The following is a 20,900-nucleotide window of genomic DNA, read 5'->3' on the forward strand; positions in this document are numbered from 1 at the left end:
ATCTTGCCGCATGGCCCGTCCGGCGCAATGATGGCAATCAACTGGCCGACCAGCCACACAGGTGGCGGCCGTTCTTGGGGAGGAACGATCATGGAACTGAACCGTCGCGAAACCATGGCTGGCGCTGCTGCTGCCGCCGCATCACTCGCTCTGGCCGCCGGGCCGGCTGCCGCCCAGATGGGTGGCCCGCGTCGCCTCGGCTCCAAGGAAAAGGTCGCTTACTGGGTGGCCACCGTCACGCCGTGCGATGCCAAGGGCATGTTCGATCCCGGCGCCATGAAGGCCGTGATGGAATGGCACCAGAAATGCGGCGCCGATGGCGTCGTGGTGCTCGGCACCTCCGGCGAATTCCCGAGCTTCTCGGTGGCGGAGCGCAAGCTGATCACCGAGACGGCGATGAAGCACAAGGGCAACATGAACATCATGGTCGGCCCGGGCACGTCCAATATCGTCGAGACGATCGATCTGGCCAAGCATGCGCAGAGCGTCGGCGCCGATGGCCTGCTGGTCATTCCGCCCTTCTACTTCAATCAGCCGCCGATCGAAGGCCTGACCGATTATTACACCCGCCTGTTCGAAGCCGTGTCGATCCCGATCAATCTCTATCATATCCCCGGCACGTCGGAGGTGAACATCACCCTCGATCTGTTGAAGAATCTGATGAAATATCCGCATCTTGCCGGCATCAAGGATTCATCGGGCAGTGCCGAAGGCTTTGCGCAGTTCCTGGCCGGTTTCCCGGAACTCAACATGCGCTGCGGCACGTCCAACAACCTGATCCCGGCGGTTTCGGCTGGCATGGGGGCCATCCTGGCCGACGGCAACCAGTTCAGCGACAAGTGCGCCAACATCTTCAAGGCCTATCGCGCCAAGGGCGACTGGAAGGCCGAACTTGAAAAACTGCGCGCCGCGCAGACGGTGATCCGCGATCACAACATGGGCGCCAACACCTATGCGTCGATGAAATATGTGCTGTCGCTGCGCATGGGCGGCCCGATGATGTACGCGCGCACCCCCTATCCGCAGTTGACCGACGCGCAGAAGGCCAGCCTGAAGATCGGCGTGGAAAAGGCGGCGGCGCTGGCCTGAGCCGCGCCCGCCCCTTGCCCGTTCTCAACCGAAAGACCTGACCGATGAAGATCACCCCTATTCTGCCGCTTTCCATCGCCGCCGCGCTGCTGCTGAATGCCGCGCCCGGCGCATTGGCGCAGACCCCGGCCAAGGAAGGCACCATCGCGGCCCGCACCACGGCCGGTGTCGCCAACTGGACCACCTACAACGCCGATCTGAAGGGCAGCCGCTATTCGGCGCTCGATCAGATCAATGCCGGCAATTTCAAGGACCTGGAAATCGCCTGGCGCTTCAAGACCGACATCCTGGGCTCGCGCCCGGAATATAAGCTGGAATCGACCCCGCTGGCGGTGGATGGCGTGATCTATACCACCGGCGGCACCCGCCGCGCCGTGGTGGCGCTGAATGGCGCCACGGGTGAACTGCTCTGGCAGTATGCGCTGCATGAAGGCAAGCGTTCGGCCGAAAGCCCGCGCGCCCTCTCGGGGCGCGGCCTGTCCTATTGGACCGACGGCACCAAGCGCCGCATCCTGTATGTTACCATCGGTTATCGCCTGGTCAGCCTGGATGCCGACACCGGCCGCCCCGATCCGGATTTCGGCACCAATGGTGTCGTCGATCTGAAGACCGATTTCGATCAGGACCTGGGCGATCTCGACACCGGCGAAGTCGGCGTGCACTCGGCGCCGGCGGTGTCGGGCAACACCATCATCATCGGCGCCGCCTTCCGCGAAGGCTTCACGCCGAAAACCAGCAACAACACCAAGGGCTATGCCCGCGCCTTCGACGTGCGCACCGGCAAGCGCCTGTGGACGTTCCACACCGTGCCGAAAAAGGGCGAATTCGGCTATGAGACCTGGCTGAACAATTCGGCCGAGATCAACGGCAACACCGGCGTGTGGACGCAGGTGTCGGTGGATGAGGACCTGGGCCTCGCCTATCTCGCCGTCGAATCGCCGACCTCGGATTTCTTCGGTGGCAAGCGCCCCGGCCCCAATCTGTTCGGCAACAGCCTGGTTGCGGTCGATCTGAAAACCGGTGAGCGCCGCTGGCATTTCCAGTTGATCCACCACGAAATCTGGGATCTGGACAACAGCTCGGCGCCGTTGCTGATGGACGTGACCGTCGATGGCAAGCCGCGCAAGGTCGTCGGCCTGCCGTCCAAGCAGGGCTTCTTCTATGTCTTTGATCGCGCCACCGGGCAGCCGGTGTGGCCGATCAAGGAAACCAAGGTCGCCAAGGGCAATGTGCCCGGCGAATGGTACAGCCCGACCCAGCCGATCCCGTCGAAGCCGCCAGTCTATGCCCGCAACGGCGTCGAAGACAAGGATCTGATCGATTTCACGCCGGATCTGAAGGCCAAGGCCGTGGCGCTGACCGGCCAATATGTGCTGGGCCCCGTCTACACGCCGCCGATCGTCTCCACGCCGCAGAAGTTCGGCGTGATCAACAACTGGGCGCAGGGCGGCACCAATTGGCCCGGCGGCAGCTTCGATCCGGAATCCGGCATCGCCTATGTCTATGCCTGCGGCGCCTGCATCTCCTCCACCGGCCTGCTGCCGCCGCCCGCCGGCCTGTCGGATATTCCGCTGGTCGTCGGCGTCGCCGGTCAGCCGGTGGTGATGATCAAGGGCCCCGGCGAAGGCGCTGGTGCCGACAGCCCGGCTCCGGCCGCCGGTGGCGGCGGTGGTGGCGGCCCGCCGCGCCTCGCCGTCGATGGCCTGCCGCTGGTCAAGCCGCCCTACGGCACGATCAGCGCGATCGATGTGAACAGCGGCACGATCAAATGGCAGGTCGCCCACGGCGAAACCCCGGATTTCGTGCGCAACCACCCGGCCATCAAGGCGCTGGGCGGCATCCCGCGCACCGGTCAATCCACCTATCAGATCGGCACGCTGGTGACGAAATCGGTGGTGATCGCCGGCGAAAACCAGTTCACCACCACGCCGGACCGGCCGCGCGGCGCCATGCTGCGCGCCTATGACAAGCAGACCGGCGCGGAAGTCGGCGCGGTATACATGCCGTCCACCCAATCGGGTTCGCCGATGACCTACATGGTCGGTGGAAAGCAGTATATCATCGTGCCGACCAGCGGCGGCAACGCATCGGGCGAATTCATCGCCTATGCCCTGCCGAACAAGCGATAACGGAGTGACGTGATGCGTGTCGTGTTTGCCCTTCCCGTCGGTCTGGCCGTGATTCTGGCTGGCGTTGCAAGTGCAGGGGGGGCGCTGGCCCAGGAAGCCGGCAAATCGGTGTGGCAAGGCGTGTTCACGCCCGATCAGGCGACCCGTGGCGCTGCGGTTTATGCGCAGCGCTGCGGCGCCTGCCACGGCGCGGCATTGAACGGCACCGGCGAAGCACCGGCGCTGGTGGGCGGCGAATTCGTCAGCCATTGGGACACGATGACCCTGGGCGACCTGTTCGATCGGGTGCGCACCACCATGCCGCAGAATGATCCGCAATCGCTGACGCGCGAAGAATATGCCGATGTGCTGGCCTTCCTGTTGAAGAACAATGGCTTCCCGGCCGGCGGCCAGCCGCTCGATCGCCGTTCGGAAGTGCTGGCCACCATCGGCATCACCGCAGAAAAACCGGCCAACAGCGGCAGTTGAACTGCCGGGAGCCAAAAGGGGGATCGGATGAAGAGCCTGTTCGTTGCCGCAGCATTGCTGGCCGGCACGTCCGCGATGGCGCAACAAGCTGCGCCCCCTGCCGGCCCGCCGCGCCCGGTGTGGACGGTCGAGACCCTGCCCAAACCGGCGCCGCTGACGGGCGAGACCAACAAGCAGCCCAACACGTACAAGACGGACCTGAATTTCTTCAAGCTGCCACCCGGCCGCGTGATGGGATCGACCAGCGCCGTGGGCGTCGACAGCAAGGGCCATATCTGGATCGCCGAACGCTGCGGTGCCAACAGCTGCGCCACCAGCACGATCGACCCGATCATGGAATTCGACGCGCAGGGCAATTTCATCAAGGCCTTCGGCGGCGGCCTCACCGTGTTTCCGCACGGATTTTACATCGACGCCAAGGACAATATCTGGCTGACCGACGCCCGCGCCATGCCCGGCAAGGGCGCGACGGTGATGAAATTCTCGCCTGATGGCAAATTGCTGCTCACGCTGGGCAAGCCGGGTGTGCAGGGCAAGGGCACCGACGAATTCACCGAACCCAACGCGGTGCTCGTGGCGAAGAATGGTGACATCTTCGTTGGCGATGGCCACGAGGCCGATCGCGGTGTTGCGCGCATCCTGAAGTACAACGCCAAGGGCAAGTTCCTGATGCAATGGGGCCAACCCGGCAAGGCCCAGGGCGATCTGGAAGTGCCGCATGCGCTCGCCATGGACAGCAAGGGCCTGCTCTATGTCGGCGATCGTTGGAACAACCGCGTGCAGGTCTACACGCAGGCCGGCAAGTTGCTGAACAGTTGGACGCAATTCGGCCGGCCGTCGGGCATCTTCATCGACAGGAACGACATCTTGTATAGCGCCGACAGCGAAAGCCGCCGTCCGGTCGGCTATGGCTACAACCCCGGCTGGCAGCGCGGCATCCGCGTCGGCAGCGTGAAGGACGGCAAGGTCATCGCGTTCATCCCCGATCCCGAACCCGAACCCGACAAGGGCGCCACCAGCAATGCCGAAGGCATCACGGTGGACCGCAACGGCGTGATTTACGGCGCGCAGGTCAAGGAACGGCTGGTCGCCCGGCATGTGCCGGTGAAATAGCGAGGCTTGGGCTCAGCCTCGCTGCGCCCGGCACCCCTCCGTCAGCTTACGGCTGCCACCTCCCCTTGAAGGGGAGGAACCAAGATCCTCCCCTTCAAGGGGAGGTAGCGAGCGCAGCGAGACGGAGGGGTGACGCCCTCCGAACCAGCGGCAATTACTGCGGCGGCGTCCCCGCCGACCCCGCCCCACCGTCGACATAGCGCGTCGCCCACACCCCGCTGGCAACGCCCAGGATGATCGTCTCTTCATCGGCGCCATCGAAATGCACCGCGCCGGCCGGCACCACCACAAAGCTGCCGGCCGGGAAGCGCTGCGCCTTGGCCTTGTCCATCGCCGCCCCCCAGCCAAGTTTGAGCGCGCCCTTCAACACGAAGATGCGCGCCGTGGTGCTGTGGCTGTGCGGCTTGTCCCACACGCCGCCGGGCAGGGCGAAGGCATAGGAAAATTGCTGCCCCGCCGCCTCGCGCTGGCCTTCCAGCAGCGCAAAGCGCGTGCCGTCGGGCGCGGTTGGTTCCCAGGGGATGGTGGCAGGCGTGATGGCGACGGCGGCTTCGACCGCCAACAGGATGAGCGCGTGGATCATGCCGCCCGGATATCAGCACCTGCCGCGCCTGTCTGGCGGCAATCGGCCCATGATTTTTGTGTTCGTGATTTTTCGCAGCCAACCGGCTAAGCCCACACGCCATGATCATCACCCGCTTCGCCCCGTCGCCCACCGGCCGGCTCCATGCCGGCAACATCCGCACCGCGCTGGTCAACTGGCTGCTGGCGCGCGCCAATGCTGGCCGTTTCGTGCTGCGCCTCGATGATACCGATCTGGCGCGCTCCACCGATGAATCCGCGGTCTCCATCCGCGCCGATCTCGCCTGGCTCGGCCTGGTGCCCGACATCGAGGTCAAACAGTCCGACCGCTTCGCGCTTTATGGTGCGGCGCTGGCGCGGCTGGCCAGCGCCGGCCGCGCCTATCGCTGCTATGAAACCCCCGAAGAGCTGGAACTGAAGCGCCGCGTTGCGCTGTCGCGCGGCCTGCCACCAATCTATGATCGCGCCGCGCTGGCGCTCAGCGATGCCGACCACGCCGATCTGGCGGCGCAGGGCCGCCAGCCTCATTGGCGCTTCAAGCTGGATGACAGCCCGATCCATTGGGACGATGGCGTGCGCGGGCCCTGCCATTTCGACGCCGCCAGCCTGTCCGATCCGGTCGTGCGCCGCGCCGATGGCACTTGGCTTTACATGCTGCCATCAGTGGTGGACGATATCGATCTGGGCATCACCGACATCGCGCGCGGCGAGGATCATGTCACCAATTCGGCCGTGCAGTTGCAGATGTTCGCGGCGCTGGATGCTCCCCCGCCGCGTCTGGCGCACATGGCGCTGTTCACCGGCAAGGATGCCGCGCTGTCCAAGCGCCTCGGTTCCGAAGGCGTGGACCAGTGGCGCGAACAGGGCATCGAATCGGTGGCCATCGCCGCGCTGCTCGCCCGCCTCGGCACCTCGCAGCCGATCGAGCCGGTGGCGCATTTGGCCGATCTGCTGCCCGGCTTCGCGCTCAGCCACTTCGGCCGTGCGCCTGCCCGCTTCGATCCCGCCGATCTGACCGCGCTGTCGCCACGCTGCCTGCAATTGATGGATTTTGTGCTGGTCGCACCGCGCCTGCCCGCCGGCATGAACGAAGCCGGTTGGCTGGCGGTGCGCGGCAACCTCTTGCGGATCGCGGAAGCCGCACTGTGGCACCAGGTGATCACCGGGCCGATCACGCCGGTGATCGAGGAGCCGGATTATATCGCTGCGGCGCTCGCCACACTGACCGAACTGGATTGGGGCGATGATATCTGGGCGCGCCTGATCGACGCGCTGAAGGCCAGCACCGGCCGCAAGGGCAAGGCGCTGTTCCTGCCGCTGCGCCTCGCCTTCACCGGCCAGCCGCACGGCCCGGAAATGGCCGCGCTGCTGCCGCTGATCGGCAGGGATGCGGCGCTGGCGCGATTGGCGGGCTGAGTCAAACAACGCCCTCCCCTCAAGGGGAGGGCGTTGAAGCCAGCCCCGCATTGCCGCACCTCTGGCAAAGCCGGCGCGGCACCCTTATGGTCGGTGCATGGCTTTTCTCGATCCGCCCGATGCGCAGGCGCGCCGCACCCGATACTGGATCGGCGGCGGCGCCGTGCTGGCCACCGCAGCAATCATGACCCTGTTCCTGATCGAATCGCGCTGGGGATATTCCAAGCCCGACCCGATCATCATCTATGCGCAAAGCTGGAAGGCGGATCGCAGCCGCGAGCAGGCCATCGCCGACACCAAGGCCACCAAGGCGGCGCGCGAGGCCAAGTTGGCCGAAGCCCGCGCCTTCATCGCCACCTTGCAGGGCCAGGCGAAGATCGACGCGCAGGCGCAATATGATGCCTATGTCGAAGGTGGCGGCGCCGCCAAGGACATCCCCTATGTGGCGGCGCAGCCGGCGACCCAGGCCATCGTGCGGGTGCCCGGCCAGGCGTCCGAACCACCCATCGAGTGAGCGACGCGCCGGACGATTGGCGCTGGATGGGCGCGGCGTTGGCGCTGGCCAGCCGCGGCGTCGGAACAACAACGCCCAACCCGTCGGTCGGCTGCGTCATCGTGCAAGCGGGCCGGGTGGCCGGCCGCGGCCACACAAGGAACGGCGGCCGCCCGCATGCCGAGGCCGAAGCGCTTGCCCAAGCCGGGGATGCAGCGCGCGGCAGCACCGCCTATGTCACGCTGGAACCCTGCGCGCACCGCAGCGCGCGCGGGGCCGCCTGTGCCGATAGCCTGATCGCCGCCGGCATCGCCCGTGTCGTGGTCGCCGCGCCCGATCCGGATCCGCGCACCAATGGCCAGGGCATCGAACGCCTGCGCGCCGCCGGCATCGCCGTGACCAGCGGCGTGCGCGCCGCCGAGGCAGAGGCCGGGCTGGCCGGATTCCTCACGCGGCTGGCGCTGGGCCGCCCGCACATCACGCTGAAGCTTGCCGTCAGCCTGGATGGCGCCATCGCCCTGCACGACGGCCGCAGCCGCTGGATCACCGGCGCCCGCGCCCGCGCCGCCGCGCATCTGCTGCGCGCACGCAGCGATCTGATCCTGGTGGGGCGCGGCACCTGGGATGCCGATGCGCCGTCGCTGGATGTGCGCCTGCCCGGCCTGGAAGCGCGCCGCCCGCGCATCGGGGTTGTCGGGCGGGGTGAAGGCCTGCCAACGCATGTGAGGCATTTTGCCGATCTCGCCGCGCTTGCCGCCGATCCGGCGCTGCATGTGCTGGTGGAAGGCGGCATGGGGCTGGCGGCCAGCCTGCTGGCTGTGGACCTGGTCGATTCGCTTGTGTTGCACCGCGCGCCGATCATCATCGGCCATGGCCGCACGCTGGGCGACATCGGCCTCGACGATCTGGCCGATGCGCACGGCCGCTGGGCCGCCGCGCCGGTCATCGCGCTGGGGCCAGACCGCATTGAACGCTTCACCCGCATCCGTTAGGGACCGCCCATGTTCACCGGCATCATCACCGACATCGGCACCATCACATCCGTGGAGGCGCGCGGCGACCTGCGTGTCACCGTCAGCACCGGATATGACACAAGCAGCATCGCCATCGGCGCGTCCGTGGCCAACAGCGGTGTGTGCCTGACCGTGGTCAGCAAAACGGCCGACAGCCTCAGCTTCGATGTTTCCGCCGAAACCCAGCGCTGCACCGCCAAGGGCATGTGGCAGGCCGGTGCCCGCCTCAATCTGGAACGCGCGCTGAAGGTGGGCGACGAACTGGGCGGCCATATCGTCACCGGGCATGTCGATGCGGTCGGCCGCATCACCGACATCGCGGCCGAGGGCGATTCCAAGCGCTTCACCTTCCAGATGCCGGCCAGCGTCGCGCCCTATATCGCGCCCAAGGGCAGCGTCTGCCTGAACGGCGTCTCGCTGACGGTGAACGACGTGGCGGATGACGATCTCGGCCATTGGTTCACCATCAACATCATCCCGCACACCGCCGAATGGACGACGTTCGGCACCGCCGCAGTGGATGACGAGATCAATATCGAGATCGACGTGCTCGCCCGCTATCTGTTCCGGATGAATCAGCTGCGGACTTGACACTGTAATGTGACGGGCGCACACCCCGCATCACATTATGATGTGAGGCGCGAAGATGAGCGAGTCCCTGATTGCCCGGTTGCGGGACCTGGTGGCAACCGGCGAGGAGTCCAAGGCCGGCATGGCCCGCGCCGCCGGCCTGCACGCCAACAGCCTGCGCGCGCTCGACGAAGCCGACTGGAACCCGACCACCGACACGCTGCGCAAGCTGGAATCCTGGCTGACCGAGCGTGAGGCCGGCCCGGTGCTGGCCCCGATCGCCGACATCATCAACGAAGCGCGCAACGGCCGCATGTATATCCTGGTCGATGATGAAGACCGCGAAAATGAAGGCGATCTGATCATCCCCGGCCAGATGGCGACGCCGGATGCGATCAATTTCATGGCCAAATTCGGCCGCGGCCTGATCTGCCTGGCCCTCGCATCGGAACGGGTGAAGGCGCTGGGCCTGCCGCTGATGGCGCAGCACAATGGCACCCGCCACAGCACCGCCTTCACGGTTTCGATCGAGGCGAAGGAAGGCGTGACCACCGGCATTTCGGCCGCCGACCGCGCCCGCACCATCGCGGTGGCCATCGATGCCGGCAAGGGCGCCGAGCATATCGTCACCCCGGGCCATGTGTTTCCGCTGGTCGCCCGCGATGGCGGCGTGCTGGTGCGCGCCGGCCATACTGAAGCCAGCGTCGATATCTCCCGCCTGGCCGGGCTGAACCCAAGCGGCGTGATCTGCGAGATCATGAACGACGATGGCAGCATGGCGCGCCTGCCCGATCTGATTCCGTTCGCGCGCCGCCATGGCCTGAAGATCGGCACCATCCGCGATCTGATCGCCTATCGCCACGCCCACGACCGGCTGGTGAAATGCGTCGCCGAAACTAGGCTGGAAAGCTGGCACGGCGGCGACTGGATCGCCAAGACCTATGCCAACACCGCCGAATATTCCGAGCATATGGTGCTGCAGAAGGGCCGCATCGAACCCGGCAAGCCCACGCTGGTGCGCGTGCACACCCAATCGATGTTCACCGACATGTTCGCCGAGAAGGGCGAGCGCGCCGGGCAATTGAACCGCGCCATGGACGAGATCGGCCGCGAAGGCGCCGGCATCATCGTCATCATCCGCGACGGCAGCCCCACCGCCATTTCCGAACAGATGCGCGCCAAGGACCAGGGCGAATCGATCGTGCTCAGGGATTACGGCATCGGCGCGCAGATATTGGTGGACCTTGGCGTCACCGACATGATCCTGCTCACCAACCAGCACCGCAACATCGTCGGCATCGAAGGCTATGGCCTGAAAGTGGTCGGCGAACGCGCCATTCCGTCCCGGAGCTAAGCCCATGCATATCCTGATCGTCGAAGCCCGATTCTACGACCATATCGCCGACATGATGCTGGACGGCATCACCACCGCGCTCGCTGCGGCCGGGGCCACGCACGAGGTGATCACCGTGCCCGGCGCACTGGAAATCCCCGCCGCCATCGCCTTTGCCGACGCATCGGGCAAATATGACGGCTATGTCGCCAGCGGCTGCGTGATCCGCGGCGAGACCTATCATTTCGAGATTGTCGCCGGCGAATCGGCCCGCGCCATCATGGCGCTGACGCTGGATGGCCTCGCCATCGGCAACGGCATCCTCACCGTTGAAAACGAAGCCCAGGCGCTGGCGCGGGCCGACAAGACCCGCAAGAACAAGGGCGGCGAAGCGGCGGCTGCGGCACTGGCCATGGTGGCATTGCAACAACGCTTCGCCTGATTGCGCTGGCCAGCCGGCAGTCCGGCTGGCATCCTTCGGCTCGGGTCATCAACCGCAGTTGAGCGGAGACCTGTGCCATGCCCGATCCCTTCCATCCCGACCCGCGCAAGCTGGAATGCGATCTGGTGATGAAGGGCGGGGTCACCAGTGGCCTCGTCTATCCGGCCGCCATCGCCACGATCGCCAGTGCCTATCGCCTGCGCTCCATTGGCGGCACGTCCGCCGGCGCCATCGCCGCGGCGGGGGCAGCCGCGATGGAATTTGGCCGGCAGTCACAAACGAATACGCATGCGCTCACCGCGCTCGGCAATCTGAACAGCATATTGTCAGAAGCTACTGATCATGGCGCCAGCACCCGGCTGGAAACGATGTTCGCTGGCGACAAGGGCACGGCTGACCTGCTGAAGATCATCAAGCGCAGCTTGGCCGGGAAGGCCGGCGCCGCAGACGTTCTGCGACAACTCTGGCAGCTGGTTGACGGCGAAGCGCGGCGCGATCTGAAGCGGGCGGCCCTGAAAACGGTCGCGCAGGGCGCCGGGACCAGCGGTCTGACCTGGCTGGGGGCGGTGGCGCTGGCATGGTCTGAGCCCGCCCAGGCCGCAGCGGTTGCGACGGCGCTGTTGGGGAGCACCAGCTATTTTGCCTGGCGAAACGGCAAGGCCGTCATTGGCGATATCTTCGCGCGCCTGCTGGATCAGACAAACCGATATTTGCAGCCGGTCATCGACAATGGGCTTGGGCTTGCCACCGGCATGGGTTTGCCCGACGCCACCATAGGCGGGCACCAGGTGCAGCCGTTGACGCAATGGCTGCATGACCAGCTGCAAGCTCTTTCCGGCCTTGAAAATGAGGTATTGACCTTCGGCCACCTCTGGCTCGGCCACGCGTATCCCGAAAAATCACCGAATGACGTCAAGAGCGATGCGCCACGCGCGATCGATCTCGTGCTGGTCGCCACTGATCTCAACCGGCTGCAATCGGTGAACTTTCCGTTCCTGCCCGAACGGAGCCGCCTGTTCATCGATCAGCGTCAATGGGAGACGCTGTTTCCCTGCAAGGTGATGGACGCGATCCGACAGGCCAGTGCGGGCCCGGCCGGCAAGAAGGCCGTGGCGGATGATTTTTTCAAGACCGAACTTCACTATCCGGTCAAAGACCCAGCCAGGGAAATCGCCCTTGCGGCCGCGGCCACCGGTGACCCGCAGCTGCATCAGAATCTCATGCTGCTGCCCGATGCGCCCCATCTGCCAGTGATTGTGGCGGCGCGGGCGTCACTGGCCTTTCCCGGCCTGTTCACGCCGCTGCCGCTGTGGCTGCTGCACTGGCAGGATGTGAACGAAAAGCGCGTCCCCTGTTTCGCCCGCATATTGCTGGCCGATGGCGGCATCACCTCCAACTTTCCCATCCATCTGTTCGACGCGCCCATCCCCACCCGACCGACCTTCGCCATCAATCTCCTTTATCCCGACGACACGATCATTGCGGACCCGTTCGATCAGAATGACGGGGAAAAGGTGGAGGCCATGGCCGGCGGTGGCACCGGCGCTCCCTCGCTGCGCGGCGACATCTTCATGCCGCGCAGCAATTCCGGCCGTGTGCTGCTCTACAAGGCACCGCCCGGCGGCACCCCGCTGGCCCAGATCGGCGGGCTGGCCATGCGCGTGGTCGAAGCCGCGCGCAACTGGGGTGATATCAGCCTGTACAGCCAGCCGGGCGTGCGCGACCGCATCGTGCATGTTCGCCTGACCGACGCCGAAGGCGGCTTCAATCTCGGCATGGATCAGGCCACCATCGCGGCATTGTCGAAAAAGGGCGGTCTGGCCGGCGAGGTGCTCACCAGGCGTTTCGATCCCGACAAGCCCAGCGATCCGCTGCATCCGGACGCGCCCGTGCAGCTCAACTGGCACAATCACCGCTTCGTGCGCCTGCGCGCCTTTGCGGCGGCGCAGGAACTGCTCGGCAATCGGGCGACAGCGGCGTGGGCGCGCGCCACGAACGCAGCCATCCCCCAGTCAGAGCCCGGCCTGGACCAGATCCTGAAGCACGCCGGTTACAAAAAATGGCCGAGCATCGGCGATTTCCACATCGGCTACACCTACAAGCTGACCAGAGACCGGCGAAACCACATCAGGGCCATCATCGATCAGCTTGACGCGCTGAAGCCGTCCGCACCCCCCGAAGACAACAGCAGCAACAGCGCCGCCGTGGGTGCCCCCAATCCGCGCAGCCGCCTGCAACTGCGCCCGGCCGGCAACGATCCGGCCGCCACAAAAACCTGACGCCGCTCCCTCAGGCCGCCCCCTCAGGCCGCCCCCCTTAGGCCGCCAACGCCAGCGCCGTCGCTTCGGCGATGGCGCGCTTGGCATCCAGTTCGCCGGCTTCGTGCGCGCCGCCGACCAGTTGCGCCGGGATGCCGCGCGCCACCAGCGCTTCATACAGGCTGCGTTCCGGCTCCTGCCCGGCGCAGATGATCACCGTATCGACCGCAAACAGCCGCGGCTCGCCACCGACCAGCGTATGCAGGCCTTCATCGTCGATCTTCAGATAATCCACGCCGCCCAGCAGCTTGACGCCACGCCGTTGCAGGCTGAGGCGGTGGGTCCAGCCGGTGGTGCGGCCCAGTGTCTTGCCCGGCGCGCCGTCGCGGCGCTGCAATATCACCACCTCGCGGTCGGCGCGTTCGATCTGCAGTTCAACGCCCGTCACGCCGCCGCGCGGATGGCCGGCAAAATCCACCCCCCATTCGCGGCAGAAGGTGGGGATATCCATCGCTGCCGACAGCCCGGCATGGGTGATCAGCGTCGCCACATCGAATCCGATGCCGCCCGCCCCCATGATCGCCACGCGCCGGCCGACCTCGCGCCGGCCCTGGATGACATCGATATAGCTGACCGCCTTGGGATGATCGATGCCGGGCAGATCGGGCACGCGCGGGCGGATGCCGGTAGCGACGATCACCTCGTCATGCCCGGCCGCCGCCAGCGCATCGGCGTCCACGCGCGTGTTCAGGCGCAGCGTGATGCCGTGCTTGTCGATCATCCGCCGGAAATAGCGCAAGGTTTCGGAAAACTCCTCCTTGCCCGGCACCAGCTTGGCCAGGTTGAATTGCCCGCCGATCTCGGGCGCGGCGTCATACAAGGTCACGCGATGGCCGCGCTGCGCCGCTTCGGTGGCAAAGGCGAGGCCCGCCGGGCCGGCGCCGACCACCGCCAGATTGCGCGGGGCGGCCGCCGGCTGCGCGACGATCAGCGTTTCGTGGCAGGCGCGCGGGTTGACCAGGCACGATGTCAGCCGGCCGGTGAAGGTGTGATCCAGGCAGGCCTGGTTGCAGGCGATGCAGGTGTTGATCTCGTCTTCCCGGCCTTCATACGCCTTGTTGACCAGATCGGCATCGGCCAGCATCGGCCGCGCCATCGACACGAGATCGGCATGGCCGGCGGCCAGCACCTGTTCCACCACATCGGGCATGTTGATGCGATTGGATGTGATCATCGGCACCGTCACATGCGCCCGGATGCGCCCGGTCACTTCGGCGAAGGCGGCGCGTGGCACCATGGTGGCGATGGTCGGCACCTGCGCCTCGTGCCAGGTGAAGTGCGTACTGATGATGGTGGCGCCGGCGGCCTCCACGGCTTTCGCCAACTGGATCACCTCCTCGCCCGACATGCCGCCATCGAGCATGTCCATCGCCGGAATGCGGAAGATCAGGATGAAATCATCGCCCACGGCGGCGCGCGCCCGGCGGATCACCTCCACCGGGAAGCGCATGCGGTTTTCAAAACTGCCGCCCCATTCGTCGTCGCGCGTGTTGGTCTTCTCGACCAGGAAGGTGGAGAGCAGATAACCGGCCGATCCGATGATCTCCACCCCGTCATAGCCGGCCGCCTTGGCCAGCGCGGTGCAGGTGGCGAAATCCGCCAGCTGCTTCTCGATACCGTCCGCATCCAGCTCGTTCGGCACGAATCGGCCGATGCGGCTGCGCACCGCCGAAGGCGCCACACAGGCCGGGGTGCCGGCCAGCGGCCCGGCATGCAGGATCTGCAGCACGATCTTCACATCGGCGTCGGCTTCATGCACGGCATCGGTGACCATGCGGTGCTGCTGTGCCTCTTCGGGCGTCGACAATTTGGCACCGCCGCCGCCTTCGTGGTTGGGCGCGATCCCGCCGGTGATGATCATGCCCACCCCGCCGCGCGCGCGCGCCGAAAAATAGGCGGCCATGCGTTCGAAACCGCCTTCGATATCCTCCAGCCCGGTGTGCATCGATCCCATCAGGATGCGATTCTTCAGCCGGGTGAAGCCCAGATCGAGCGGCGAGAAACTGAGCGGATAGCGCGGGTGCGTGGTCATGCGCGCATGATATCAGCGCAGGCCACGCCGTCACCTGCCACATCCATGCGGGCGAACTTAAGTGTCCAGCCGCGACACACTGAAGCGCGGTGCGCACGCCGCAGTGCAACATGACCTGCCGGGGCGCATAGGATGCGCATGCCTGATCCTCCTCAGGCCAGCGCGGGCGGTGGCCTGGCAAACCCGACCTTGCCTTCCACCGCCCCCGCTGCCCCCAACTACGGCCCCCTCTTGGCTGCCAACCGCGATGCGCCTATGCGCAGCACAATGGCCCCGCTCTCCCACATCGACACCTGGATCTTCGATCTCGACAACACGCTGTATCCGGCGGGGTCGGCGCTGTTTCCGCAGATCGATGCCCGCATGGGCGCCTATATCCAGCGCCTGCTGAATGTGGATCCGGCCGAAGCCCACCGCATCCAGAAAAGCCTGTTCCACAGCCACGGCATGACCCTGCCCGGCCTGATGGCGCTGCACGATGTCGATCCGCACCAGTTCCTCGGCGAAGTGCATGATGTCGATATCGACGTCCTCGATCCGCACCCGGAATTGGGCGCGTTGATCGCCCGCCTGCCGGGGCGCAAGTTCGTTTTCACCAATGCCGACGCGCCCTATGCGCAGCGCGTGCTGGCGCGGCTCGGCCTGTCCGACACCTTCGACGCGCTGCACGATATCCACGCGCTCGGCTATGTGCCCAAGCCGCAACTGCCGGCCTATGCCAATCTGTGCGCCGCGCACGGCATCGATCCCACCACGTCGCTGTTCGTGGAGGATATGGCGCGCAACCTGGCACCGGCCAAGGCGATCGGCATGACCACCGTGTGGATCAACAACGGATCGGAACAGGGCCCCGCAGGCGGCAGCGACCATATCGATCATAGCATAGCCGACCTGGCCGATTTTCTGGCCGGCGTCCTGGCGCAACTGGAGGGGACCGCATGACCATGACCGACGTGATCGAGGCCGGCTGGGAAAACCGCGCCAATGTAACATGGAAAACCGGCGGCGAATTGCGCCTCGCCGTCGATCGCGCCCTCGCCCTGCTGGACAGCGGCGAACTGCGCGTGGCCGAGCCCGATGGCAACAGCGGCTGGATCACCCACCAGTGGCTGAAAAAGGCCGTGCTGCTCAGCTTCCGCCTGAACGACAACGTCGTGATGCCCGGCTTCGGCGATGCCAATTTCTATGACAAGGTGCCGCTGAAGTTCGACACCTGGGGCGACAACCGCTTCCGTGAAGCCGGCTTTCGCGCCGTGCCTGGCGCCATCGTGCGGCGCGGCGCCTATATTGCGCCCGGCGCCGTGCTGATGCCCAGCTTCGTCAACATCGGCGCGCGCGTCGGCAAGAACACCATGGTCGACACCTGGGCCACGGTCGGTAGCTGCGCCCAGATCGGCGAGAATGTCCACATCTCCGGCGGTGCCGGCATCGGCGGCGTGCTCGAACCCCTGCAAGCCAACCCCGTCATCATCGGCGACGGCGCCTTCATCGGCGCCCGCGCCGAAGTCGCCGAAGGCGTGATCGTCGGCGAAGGCGCTGTCCTCTCCATGGGCGTCTATCTCGGCGCCTCCACCAAGATCATCGACCGCGCCACCGGCGAAATCCACATCGGCAAGGTCCCGCCCTACGCCGTCGTCGTCTCCGGCACCCTGCCCGGCAAGCCACTGCCCGATGGCACGCCAGGGCCGAACCTCTATTGCGCGGTGATCGTGAAAACGGTGGACGCGCAGACGCGGTCGAAAACGGGGATCAACGAGTTGTTGCGTGATTGAGGTTCAAGAAAGAGGGCCTCCGGCGGGCAGGGCCTGAGGCCCTGCACCCACTTTCGTTTTCGGGCGGTTCTGGTGGTCAGCTTTGAGGCGGGGAGGCGGTCGTTCCAAGTTTCAGCGTTGAACGTCCCGCTATGGGCCAAAGCGGTCATTCCAATTTGGCCAGTCGATCGTCGGCCTCTGGCATAAGCAGACGCAAGCGCGTGCGTTCTCGACCGACGTCGGCGAATGGCTGCGGTTACACTGGGTTTTGACTGTCCGCAACAATCTGATGGATTGACGATGGCCGCCCTTTGCGCCCGTTTGCGTGGAGTTTCTGGCCGGGTCTTGACCGGGTCGGTATCGTGATCGAAAGGCCCCTCTTAACAGAATGTTAAGCCTATTGACACAAAACTGTCGTTAGATTTTACACTTTCGCATGGGCTGGAATACCAACGCATTGAATCGTTTCGTATCGGCATCTTGGCACGGATTTTGCACAGGGGATTGCATAGAACTTTAATCAAGGGAGGCCGAAATGAAGTTGAGCTTGTTGAGCGCATTTGCCGTTGCCGCGACCCTCGTTGCTGCGCCGGCCGCCGCCGTAAGCGTGTTGGTCACCAACGCGTCGTTCGAAACGCCGCCGTCGGGTGCGTTTCTTGATTGCGGTTCGGGCTGCCTGTATACCGCTGACAATCTCGTTCCCGGTTGGACCGTGACCGGCCCCGCCGGTCAATCGGGCCTGTTTCGGCCCGCTCTTCCCCTTCGCTTCAATTCCATTCCCGATGGCATAACGGTCGCCTATTCAAACGTCGGCACAATTTCGCAGACCGTCGGCGTTCTTGCTCAAGCCGGCTTTACCTATACGCTGAAGGCCTGGGTGGGCCTTCGCAACGATGGTTTTGCCAATGCGGGAACCGCGAGACTGGTCGTCGGCTCAAATACGGTGACTGCCACCGGCGTTGCGCCTGCGGTTGGGCACTTTTCGGAGATGACTGCGACCTACATCGCAACACTGGCCGACGCTGGCAGCCCGATCACCATCGAGCTCTTCTCGGCGGGCGATCAGGGTACTTTTGACCTGGTCAGCTTGACCGCGGTGCCGGAGCCGGAAATGTGGGCCATGATGATTGTCGGGTTCGGTCTGGTCGGCGCTGCTCGCCGTCGCCAGCGGACCGCCGTCGCGGCCTGATCATGTCGCTCTGAACAGCTATTGCACCGCCGGCCCAATGGGCCGGCGGTTTTTTGTGTGCCTGCTATTGTCAAAACTGAACCGCGCTGGCTTTGCTGGACCTGCAGCCCCCGAGCCAACTTCAACAGGTTGACCGTAACGTCCGGTATTGCACAAAGCGGCCATCCACCGGCGGGGCCGCGAACGACGACATTTGGCCCGCAAGCAAACACGCTGCCAACCAGCGCACCCGAAAACAAAAGTGGGTGCAGGGCCTCAGGCCCTGCCCGCCGGAGGCCCTTCTTCTTGCGTCCAATGTCTGCCTTAGCTACATAGTTAGCCAAGGAGCGAGCCATGGCCCAATTCTCGGTTCACGACGCAAAAACCAACCTGTCCCGCTTGATCGCCGACGCGCTGGCCGGCGGGGAGGTGGTGATTGCCCGTGGCAATGTGCCGGCGGTGCGTCTGGTGCCCGTCAACCCGCGCGGTCGCCGGCAGTTCGGTGCGTTGAAGGGCAAGATCGCCATCGATGCGCGCTTCGACGAACCGCTGCCGGCCGATGAACTGGATGGCTGGGCACTCGATTGAGGTTGCTGCTCGACACCCACGCGCTGATCTGGTGGCTGCTCGGGGACGACGCACTCAGCCGCCGCGCGCGCGAAGCCATCGCCGACGAGGCCAATGATGTCGCTGTCAGCGCCGCGTCCGCCATGGAAGTTGCCACCAAGTTCCGGATCGGGAAACTGCCGGAGGCCGCGCTGCTCGCGCAGGATTTCGAGGCCATCATCGCCGATCAGGGCTTCATCGAACTGCCGATCAGTGTCCACCATGCCCGCCTCGCCGGTGAAATGAACATCGCCCACAAGGACCCGTTTGATCGCCTGCTGATCGCCCAGGCGTTGGCGGAAGACATGGTGCTGGTGTCCAACGAAACGCTCTTCGACAGCTTTTCGGTGAAGCGGCTTTGGTGAAGCCCGCGCGCTGACACAAAGCAACATGTCAGAATTGCTGCGCTTTCTTGACTGTCACAACAATGTCACTGCATCGGCCTAGAGGCGTCAAAACCGCTGGGGACGCACGGATATGGAAGTTGCGCTTGCCAAAGCCCGTCACATGGCCGTGCGCGAGGCCGTGCATCGGCATGAGGAGTTCAGCAAGCAGGGGGTGCTGGAACGCGCCTTCACCTTTGCCTTTCGCGGCCTGGTCTATGCGCAGATCTGGGAAGACCCGGTGGTCGATCTGGCGGCGCTGCAACTGGGGCCGGGGATGCATCTGGTCACCATCGCCAGCGGCGGTTGCAATGTCCTCTCTTATCTCACCGCCGATCCGGCGCGGATCACCGCGGTCGATCTCAACACCGCGCATGTCGCGCTCGGCAAGTTGAAGCTGGCCGCCGCGCAGCATCTGCCCGACCAGGCGAGTTTCCACCGCTTTTTCGCTGACGCCGACAGCCCGGCCAATATCGCCGCCTACACGGCGCATGTCGCGCCGCATCTCGATGCGGTCAGCCGCGATTATTGGGAAGGGCGCGATCCGCTGGGCCGCAAGCGCATCAACGGCTTTGCCCGGAACTTCTACCGGCGTGGCCTGCTCGGCAGCTTCATCATCACCGGGCAGTGGCTGGCGCGCGCCTATGGCATCGATACGCGGCGGATGCTGGCGGCGAAGACCATGGCAGAGCAGCGCGAAATTTTCGAAACCGAGTTCGCGCCGCTGTTCGACAAGAAATTCGTGCGCTGGCTGACCAGCAATCCGGCGTCGCTGTTCGGCCTGGGCATCCCGCCGGCGCAATATCAGGCCCTGCTCGGCGATGCGCCCGACATGGCCAGCGTGCTGCGCGCCCGGCTGGAAAAATTGTCGTGCGATTTTGCCGTGTCCGACAATTATTTCGCCTGGCAGGCCTTTGGCCGCGGTTATGGCAAGCACGCCCACGCGCCACTGCCGCCCTATCTGCAGGCCGCGCATCACGCCGCCGTCGCCGCGCGCGCGGATCGGGTCGATTATCGCCATATCAACTATGTCGATTTCTTGGCCACCCAGCCCGCCGCCAGTTGCGACCGCTATGTGCTGCTCGACGCGCAGGACTGGATGACCGACGCGCAATTGACCGCGCTGTGGAGCGAGATCACCCGCACCGCCCGCCCGGGCGCCCGCGTGCTGTTCCGCACCGCCGCGCAGCCGAGCCTGCTGCCCGGCCGCTTGCCGGACGAACTGCTGGCGCGCTGGGATTATGCGGTGGAGGATTCGCTGCGCTTGACCCGCGCCGACCGCTCGTCCATCTATGGCGGGGTCCATCTCTACACGCTCGCTGCCGCATGAGCGCCGCCAATGCCGTGACCCACGGCGCAGCGATGGACCGCATCTACCGCAACCAGCGCCATTTTTACGATCTCACCCGCAAATATTATCTGCTCGGCCGCGATGATCTCATCGCCGGGCTGGATGCCGGGCCGGGCTGCAATGTCTTGGAAGTCGGCTGCGGCACCGGGCGCAACCTGATCGCCGCCGCCCGCCGCTTTCCGGCCGCGCGCTTCACCGGCATCGATATCTCATTGGAAATGCTGGCCACCGCCCGCGCCAACGTTGCCCGCGCCGGGTTGGCGGATCGCATCACCCTGCTGCAAGGCGACGCCACCGCCTTCGATGGCGCAGCGCTGTCGGGCGGCACCGGCTTCGACCGCGTCTTCCTGTCTTACACACTCTCCATGATCCCCGACTGGCGCGCCGCACTGGCGCAAGCCACCGCTGCCCTGGCCCCCGGCGGGCGCCTCGATCTCGTCGATTTCGGCCAGCAGGAACGCCTGCCTGCCGCCTTCCGCAAGGCGCTGTTCGCCTGGCTGGCCAAGTTCGACGTCACCCCCCGCGCCGACCTCGCCGACGCCGTGGCAGGGCTGGCGGCCGCTCGCGGCCTGGCCAGTGATTGGCACGCCACCCGCGCCGGCTATGCCTGGACGGCCCAACTCCGCCGCCCCCGCTGAACGCG

20 protein-coding genes are annotated in these 20,900 nt (G+C 65.6%); 18 read left to right on the forward strand and 2 right to left on the reverse strand.

Annotation, left to right across the window (positions count from 1 at the left end):
- The first annotated feature begins 90 nt into the window (after nucleotides 1-90).
- The 4 genes from ABWP22_RS01555 to ABWP22_RS01570 are packed head-to-tail and all read left to right on the forward strand — an operon-like array spanning nucleotide 91 to nucleotide 4,799.
- The gene (locus tag ABWP22_RS01555; protein WP_353198167.1) at nucleotides 91-1,089 is read left to right on the forward strand and encodes a dihydrodipicolinate synthase family protein; all 999 of its coding nucleotides are present in this window, start codon (nucleotides 91-93) and stop codon (nucleotides 1,087-1,089) included.
- A gap of 44 nt (nucleotides 1,090-1,133) precedes the next feature.
- Nucleotides 1,134-3,218 carry an outer membrane protein assembly factor BamB family protein gene (locus ABWP22_RS01560; protein WP_353198168.1) on the forward strand — a complete coding sequence of 695 codons (2,085 nt, stop codon included), beginning with the start codon at nucleotides 1,134-1,136 and terminating at the stop codon, nucleotides 3,216-3,218.
- 12 nt (nucleotides 3,219-3,230) lie between these two features.
- Nucleotides 3,231-3,686, forward strand: a complete 456-nt coding sequence (locus ABWP22_RS01565; RefSeq protein WP_353198169.1) for a c-type cytochrome — start codon at nucleotides 3,231-3,233, stop codon at nucleotides 3,684-3,686.
- Nucleotides 3,687-3,713: 27 nt separating this feature from the next.
- Nucleotides 3,714-4,799, forward strand: coding sequence for a peptidyl-alpha-hydroxyglycine alpha-amidating lyase family protein (locus ABWP22_RS01570; protein WP_353198170.1), 1,086 nt, complete (start codon nucleotides 3,714-3,716; stop codon nucleotides 4,797-4,799).
- 154 nt (nucleotides 4,800-4,953) lie between these two features.
- Here the strand turns inward: ABWP22_RS01570 and ABWP22_RS01575 are convergent, their stop codons facing one another.
- Complete coding sequence (locus tag ABWP22_RS01575; protein ID WP_353198171.1) at nucleotides 4,954-5,382, reverse strand: cupin domain-containing protein; 429 nt, start codon at nucleotides 5,380-5,382, stop codon at nucleotides 4,954-4,956.
- Nucleotides 5,383-5,483: 101 nt separating this feature from the next.
- On the opposite strand from ABWP22_RS01575, the gene ABWP22_RS01580 reads away from it, so the two are divergent.
- From ABWP22_RS01580 to ABWP22_RS01610, 7 genes are all read left to right on the forward strand, one after another.
- Nucleotides 5,484-6,797, forward strand: a complete 1,314-nt coding sequence (locus ABWP22_RS01580) for a glutamate--tRNA ligase (protein WP_353198172.1) — start codon at nucleotides 5,484-5,486, stop codon at nucleotides 6,795-6,797.
- Nucleotides 6,798-6,894: 97 nt separating this feature from the next.
- On the forward strand, nucleotides 6,895-7,311 hold the full coding sequence (locus ABWP22_RS01585) for a hypothetical protein (RefSeq protein ID WP_353198173.1): 417 nt from the start codon (nucleotides 6,895-6,897) through the stop codon (nucleotides 7,309-7,311).
- 26 nt (nucleotides 7,312-7,337) lie between these two features.
- Nucleotides 7,338-8,282: a bifunctional diaminohydroxyphosphoribosylaminopyrimidine deaminase/5-amino-6-(5-phosphoribosylamino)uracil reductase RibD gene (gene ribD, locus ABWP22_RS01590; RefSeq protein ID WP_353198415.1), complete on the forward strand. Its 945-nt coding sequence runs from the start codon at nucleotides 7,338-7,340 to the stop codon at nucleotides 8,280-8,282.
- Nucleotides 8,283-8,291: 9 nt separating this feature from the next.
- Complete coding sequence (locus ABWP22_RS01595) at nucleotides 8,292-8,894, forward strand: riboflavin synthase (RefSeq protein ID WP_353198174.1); 603 nt, start codon at nucleotides 8,292-8,294, stop codon at nucleotides 8,892-8,894.
- A 55-nt stretch (nucleotides 8,895-8,949) separates the two neighbouring features.
- A complete protein-coding gene (gene ribB / locus ABWP22_RS01600; protein ID WP_353198175.1) occupies nucleotides 8,950-10,227 on the forward strand; it encodes a 3,4-dihydroxy-2-butanone-4-phosphate synthase in 1,278 nt (425 codons plus the stop codon).
- A gap of 4 nt (nucleotides 10,228-10,231) precedes the next feature.
- On the forward strand, nucleotides 10,232-10,648 hold the full coding sequence (ribH, locus tag ABWP22_RS01605) for a 6,7-dimethyl-8-ribityllumazine synthase (RefSeq protein WP_353198176.1): 417 nt from the start codon (nucleotides 10,232-10,234) through the stop codon (nucleotides 10,646-10,648).
- Between the two features lie 77 nt (nucleotides 10,649-10,725).
- On the forward strand, nucleotides 10,726-12,927 hold the full coding sequence (locus ABWP22_RS01610; RefSeq protein ID WP_353198177.1) for a patatin-like phospholipase family protein: 2,202 nt from the start codon (nucleotides 10,726-10,728) through the stop codon (nucleotides 12,925-12,927).
- Between the two features lie 37 nt (nucleotides 12,928-12,964).
- Here ABWP22_RS01610 and ABWP22_RS01615 read toward each other — a convergent pair whose 3' ends face one another.
- Complete coding sequence (locus tag ABWP22_RS01615) at nucleotides 12,965-14,998, reverse strand: oxidoreductase (protein ID WP_353198178.1); 2,034 nt, start codon at nucleotides 14,996-14,998, stop codon at nucleotides 12,965-12,967.
- Nucleotides 14,999-15,265: 267 nt separating this feature from the next.
- Between ABWP22_RS01615 and ABWP22_RS01620 the strand changes: the two genes are divergently transcribed.
- From ABWP22_RS01620 to ABWP22_RS01650, 7 genes are all read left to right on the forward strand, one after another.
- The gene (locus ABWP22_RS01620; RefSeq protein ID WP_353198179.1) at nucleotides 15,266-15,940 is read left to right on the forward strand and encodes a pyrimidine 5'-nucleotidase; all 675 of its coding nucleotides are present in this window, start codon (nucleotides 15,266-15,268) and stop codon (nucleotides 15,938-15,940) included.
- Between the two features lie 2 nt (nucleotides 15,941-15,942).
- Entirely contained in the window at nucleotides 15,943-16,770 is an 828-nt protein-coding gene (dapD, locus tag ABWP22_RS01625; RefSeq protein ID WP_353198416.1) for a 2,3,4,5-tetrahydropyridine-2,6-dicarboxylate N-succinyltransferase, read from the forward strand.
- A gap of 514 nt (nucleotides 16,771-17,284) precedes the next feature.
- A complete protein-coding gene (locus tag ABWP22_RS01630; RefSeq protein ID WP_353198180.1) occupies nucleotides 17,285-17,938 on the forward strand; it encodes a PEPxxWA-CTERM sorting domain-containing protein in 654 nt (217 codons plus the stop codon).
- A gap of 333 nt (nucleotides 17,939-18,271) precedes the next feature.
- Complete coding sequence (locus ABWP22_RS01635; protein WP_353198181.1) at nucleotides 18,272-18,505, forward strand: type II toxin-antitoxin system Phd/YefM family antitoxin; 234 nt, start codon at nucleotides 18,272-18,274, stop codon at nucleotides 18,503-18,505.
- Complete coding sequence (locus ABWP22_RS01640) at nucleotides 18,502-18,888, forward strand: type II toxin-antitoxin system VapC family toxin (protein WP_353198182.1); 387 nt, start codon at nucleotides 18,502-18,504, stop codon at nucleotides 18,886-18,888. The genes ABWP22_RS01635 and ABWP22_RS01640 overlap by 4 nt, the downstream gene beginning before the upstream one ends.
- Before the next feature lie 142 nt (nucleotides 18,889-19,030).
- A complete protein-coding gene (locus ABWP22_RS01645; RefSeq protein WP_353198183.1) occupies nucleotides 19,031-20,236 on the forward strand; it encodes a BtaA family protein in 1,206 nt (401 codons plus the stop codon).
- On the forward strand, nucleotides 20,233-20,895 hold the full coding sequence (locus tag ABWP22_RS01650) for a class I SAM-dependent methyltransferase (protein ID WP_353198184.1): 663 nt from the start codon (nucleotides 20,233-20,235) through the stop codon (nucleotides 20,893-20,895). Before ABWP22_RS01645 ends, ABWP22_RS01650 begins: the two co-directional genes overlap by 4 nt.
- The last annotated feature ends 5 nt before the right edge of the window (nucleotides 20,896-20,900 follow it).

Source organism: Sandarakinorhabdus sp. (assembly GCF_040398665.1).
GTDB lineage: Bacteria > Pseudomonadota > Alphaproteobacteria > Sphingomonadales > Sphingomonadaceae > Sandarakinorhabdus.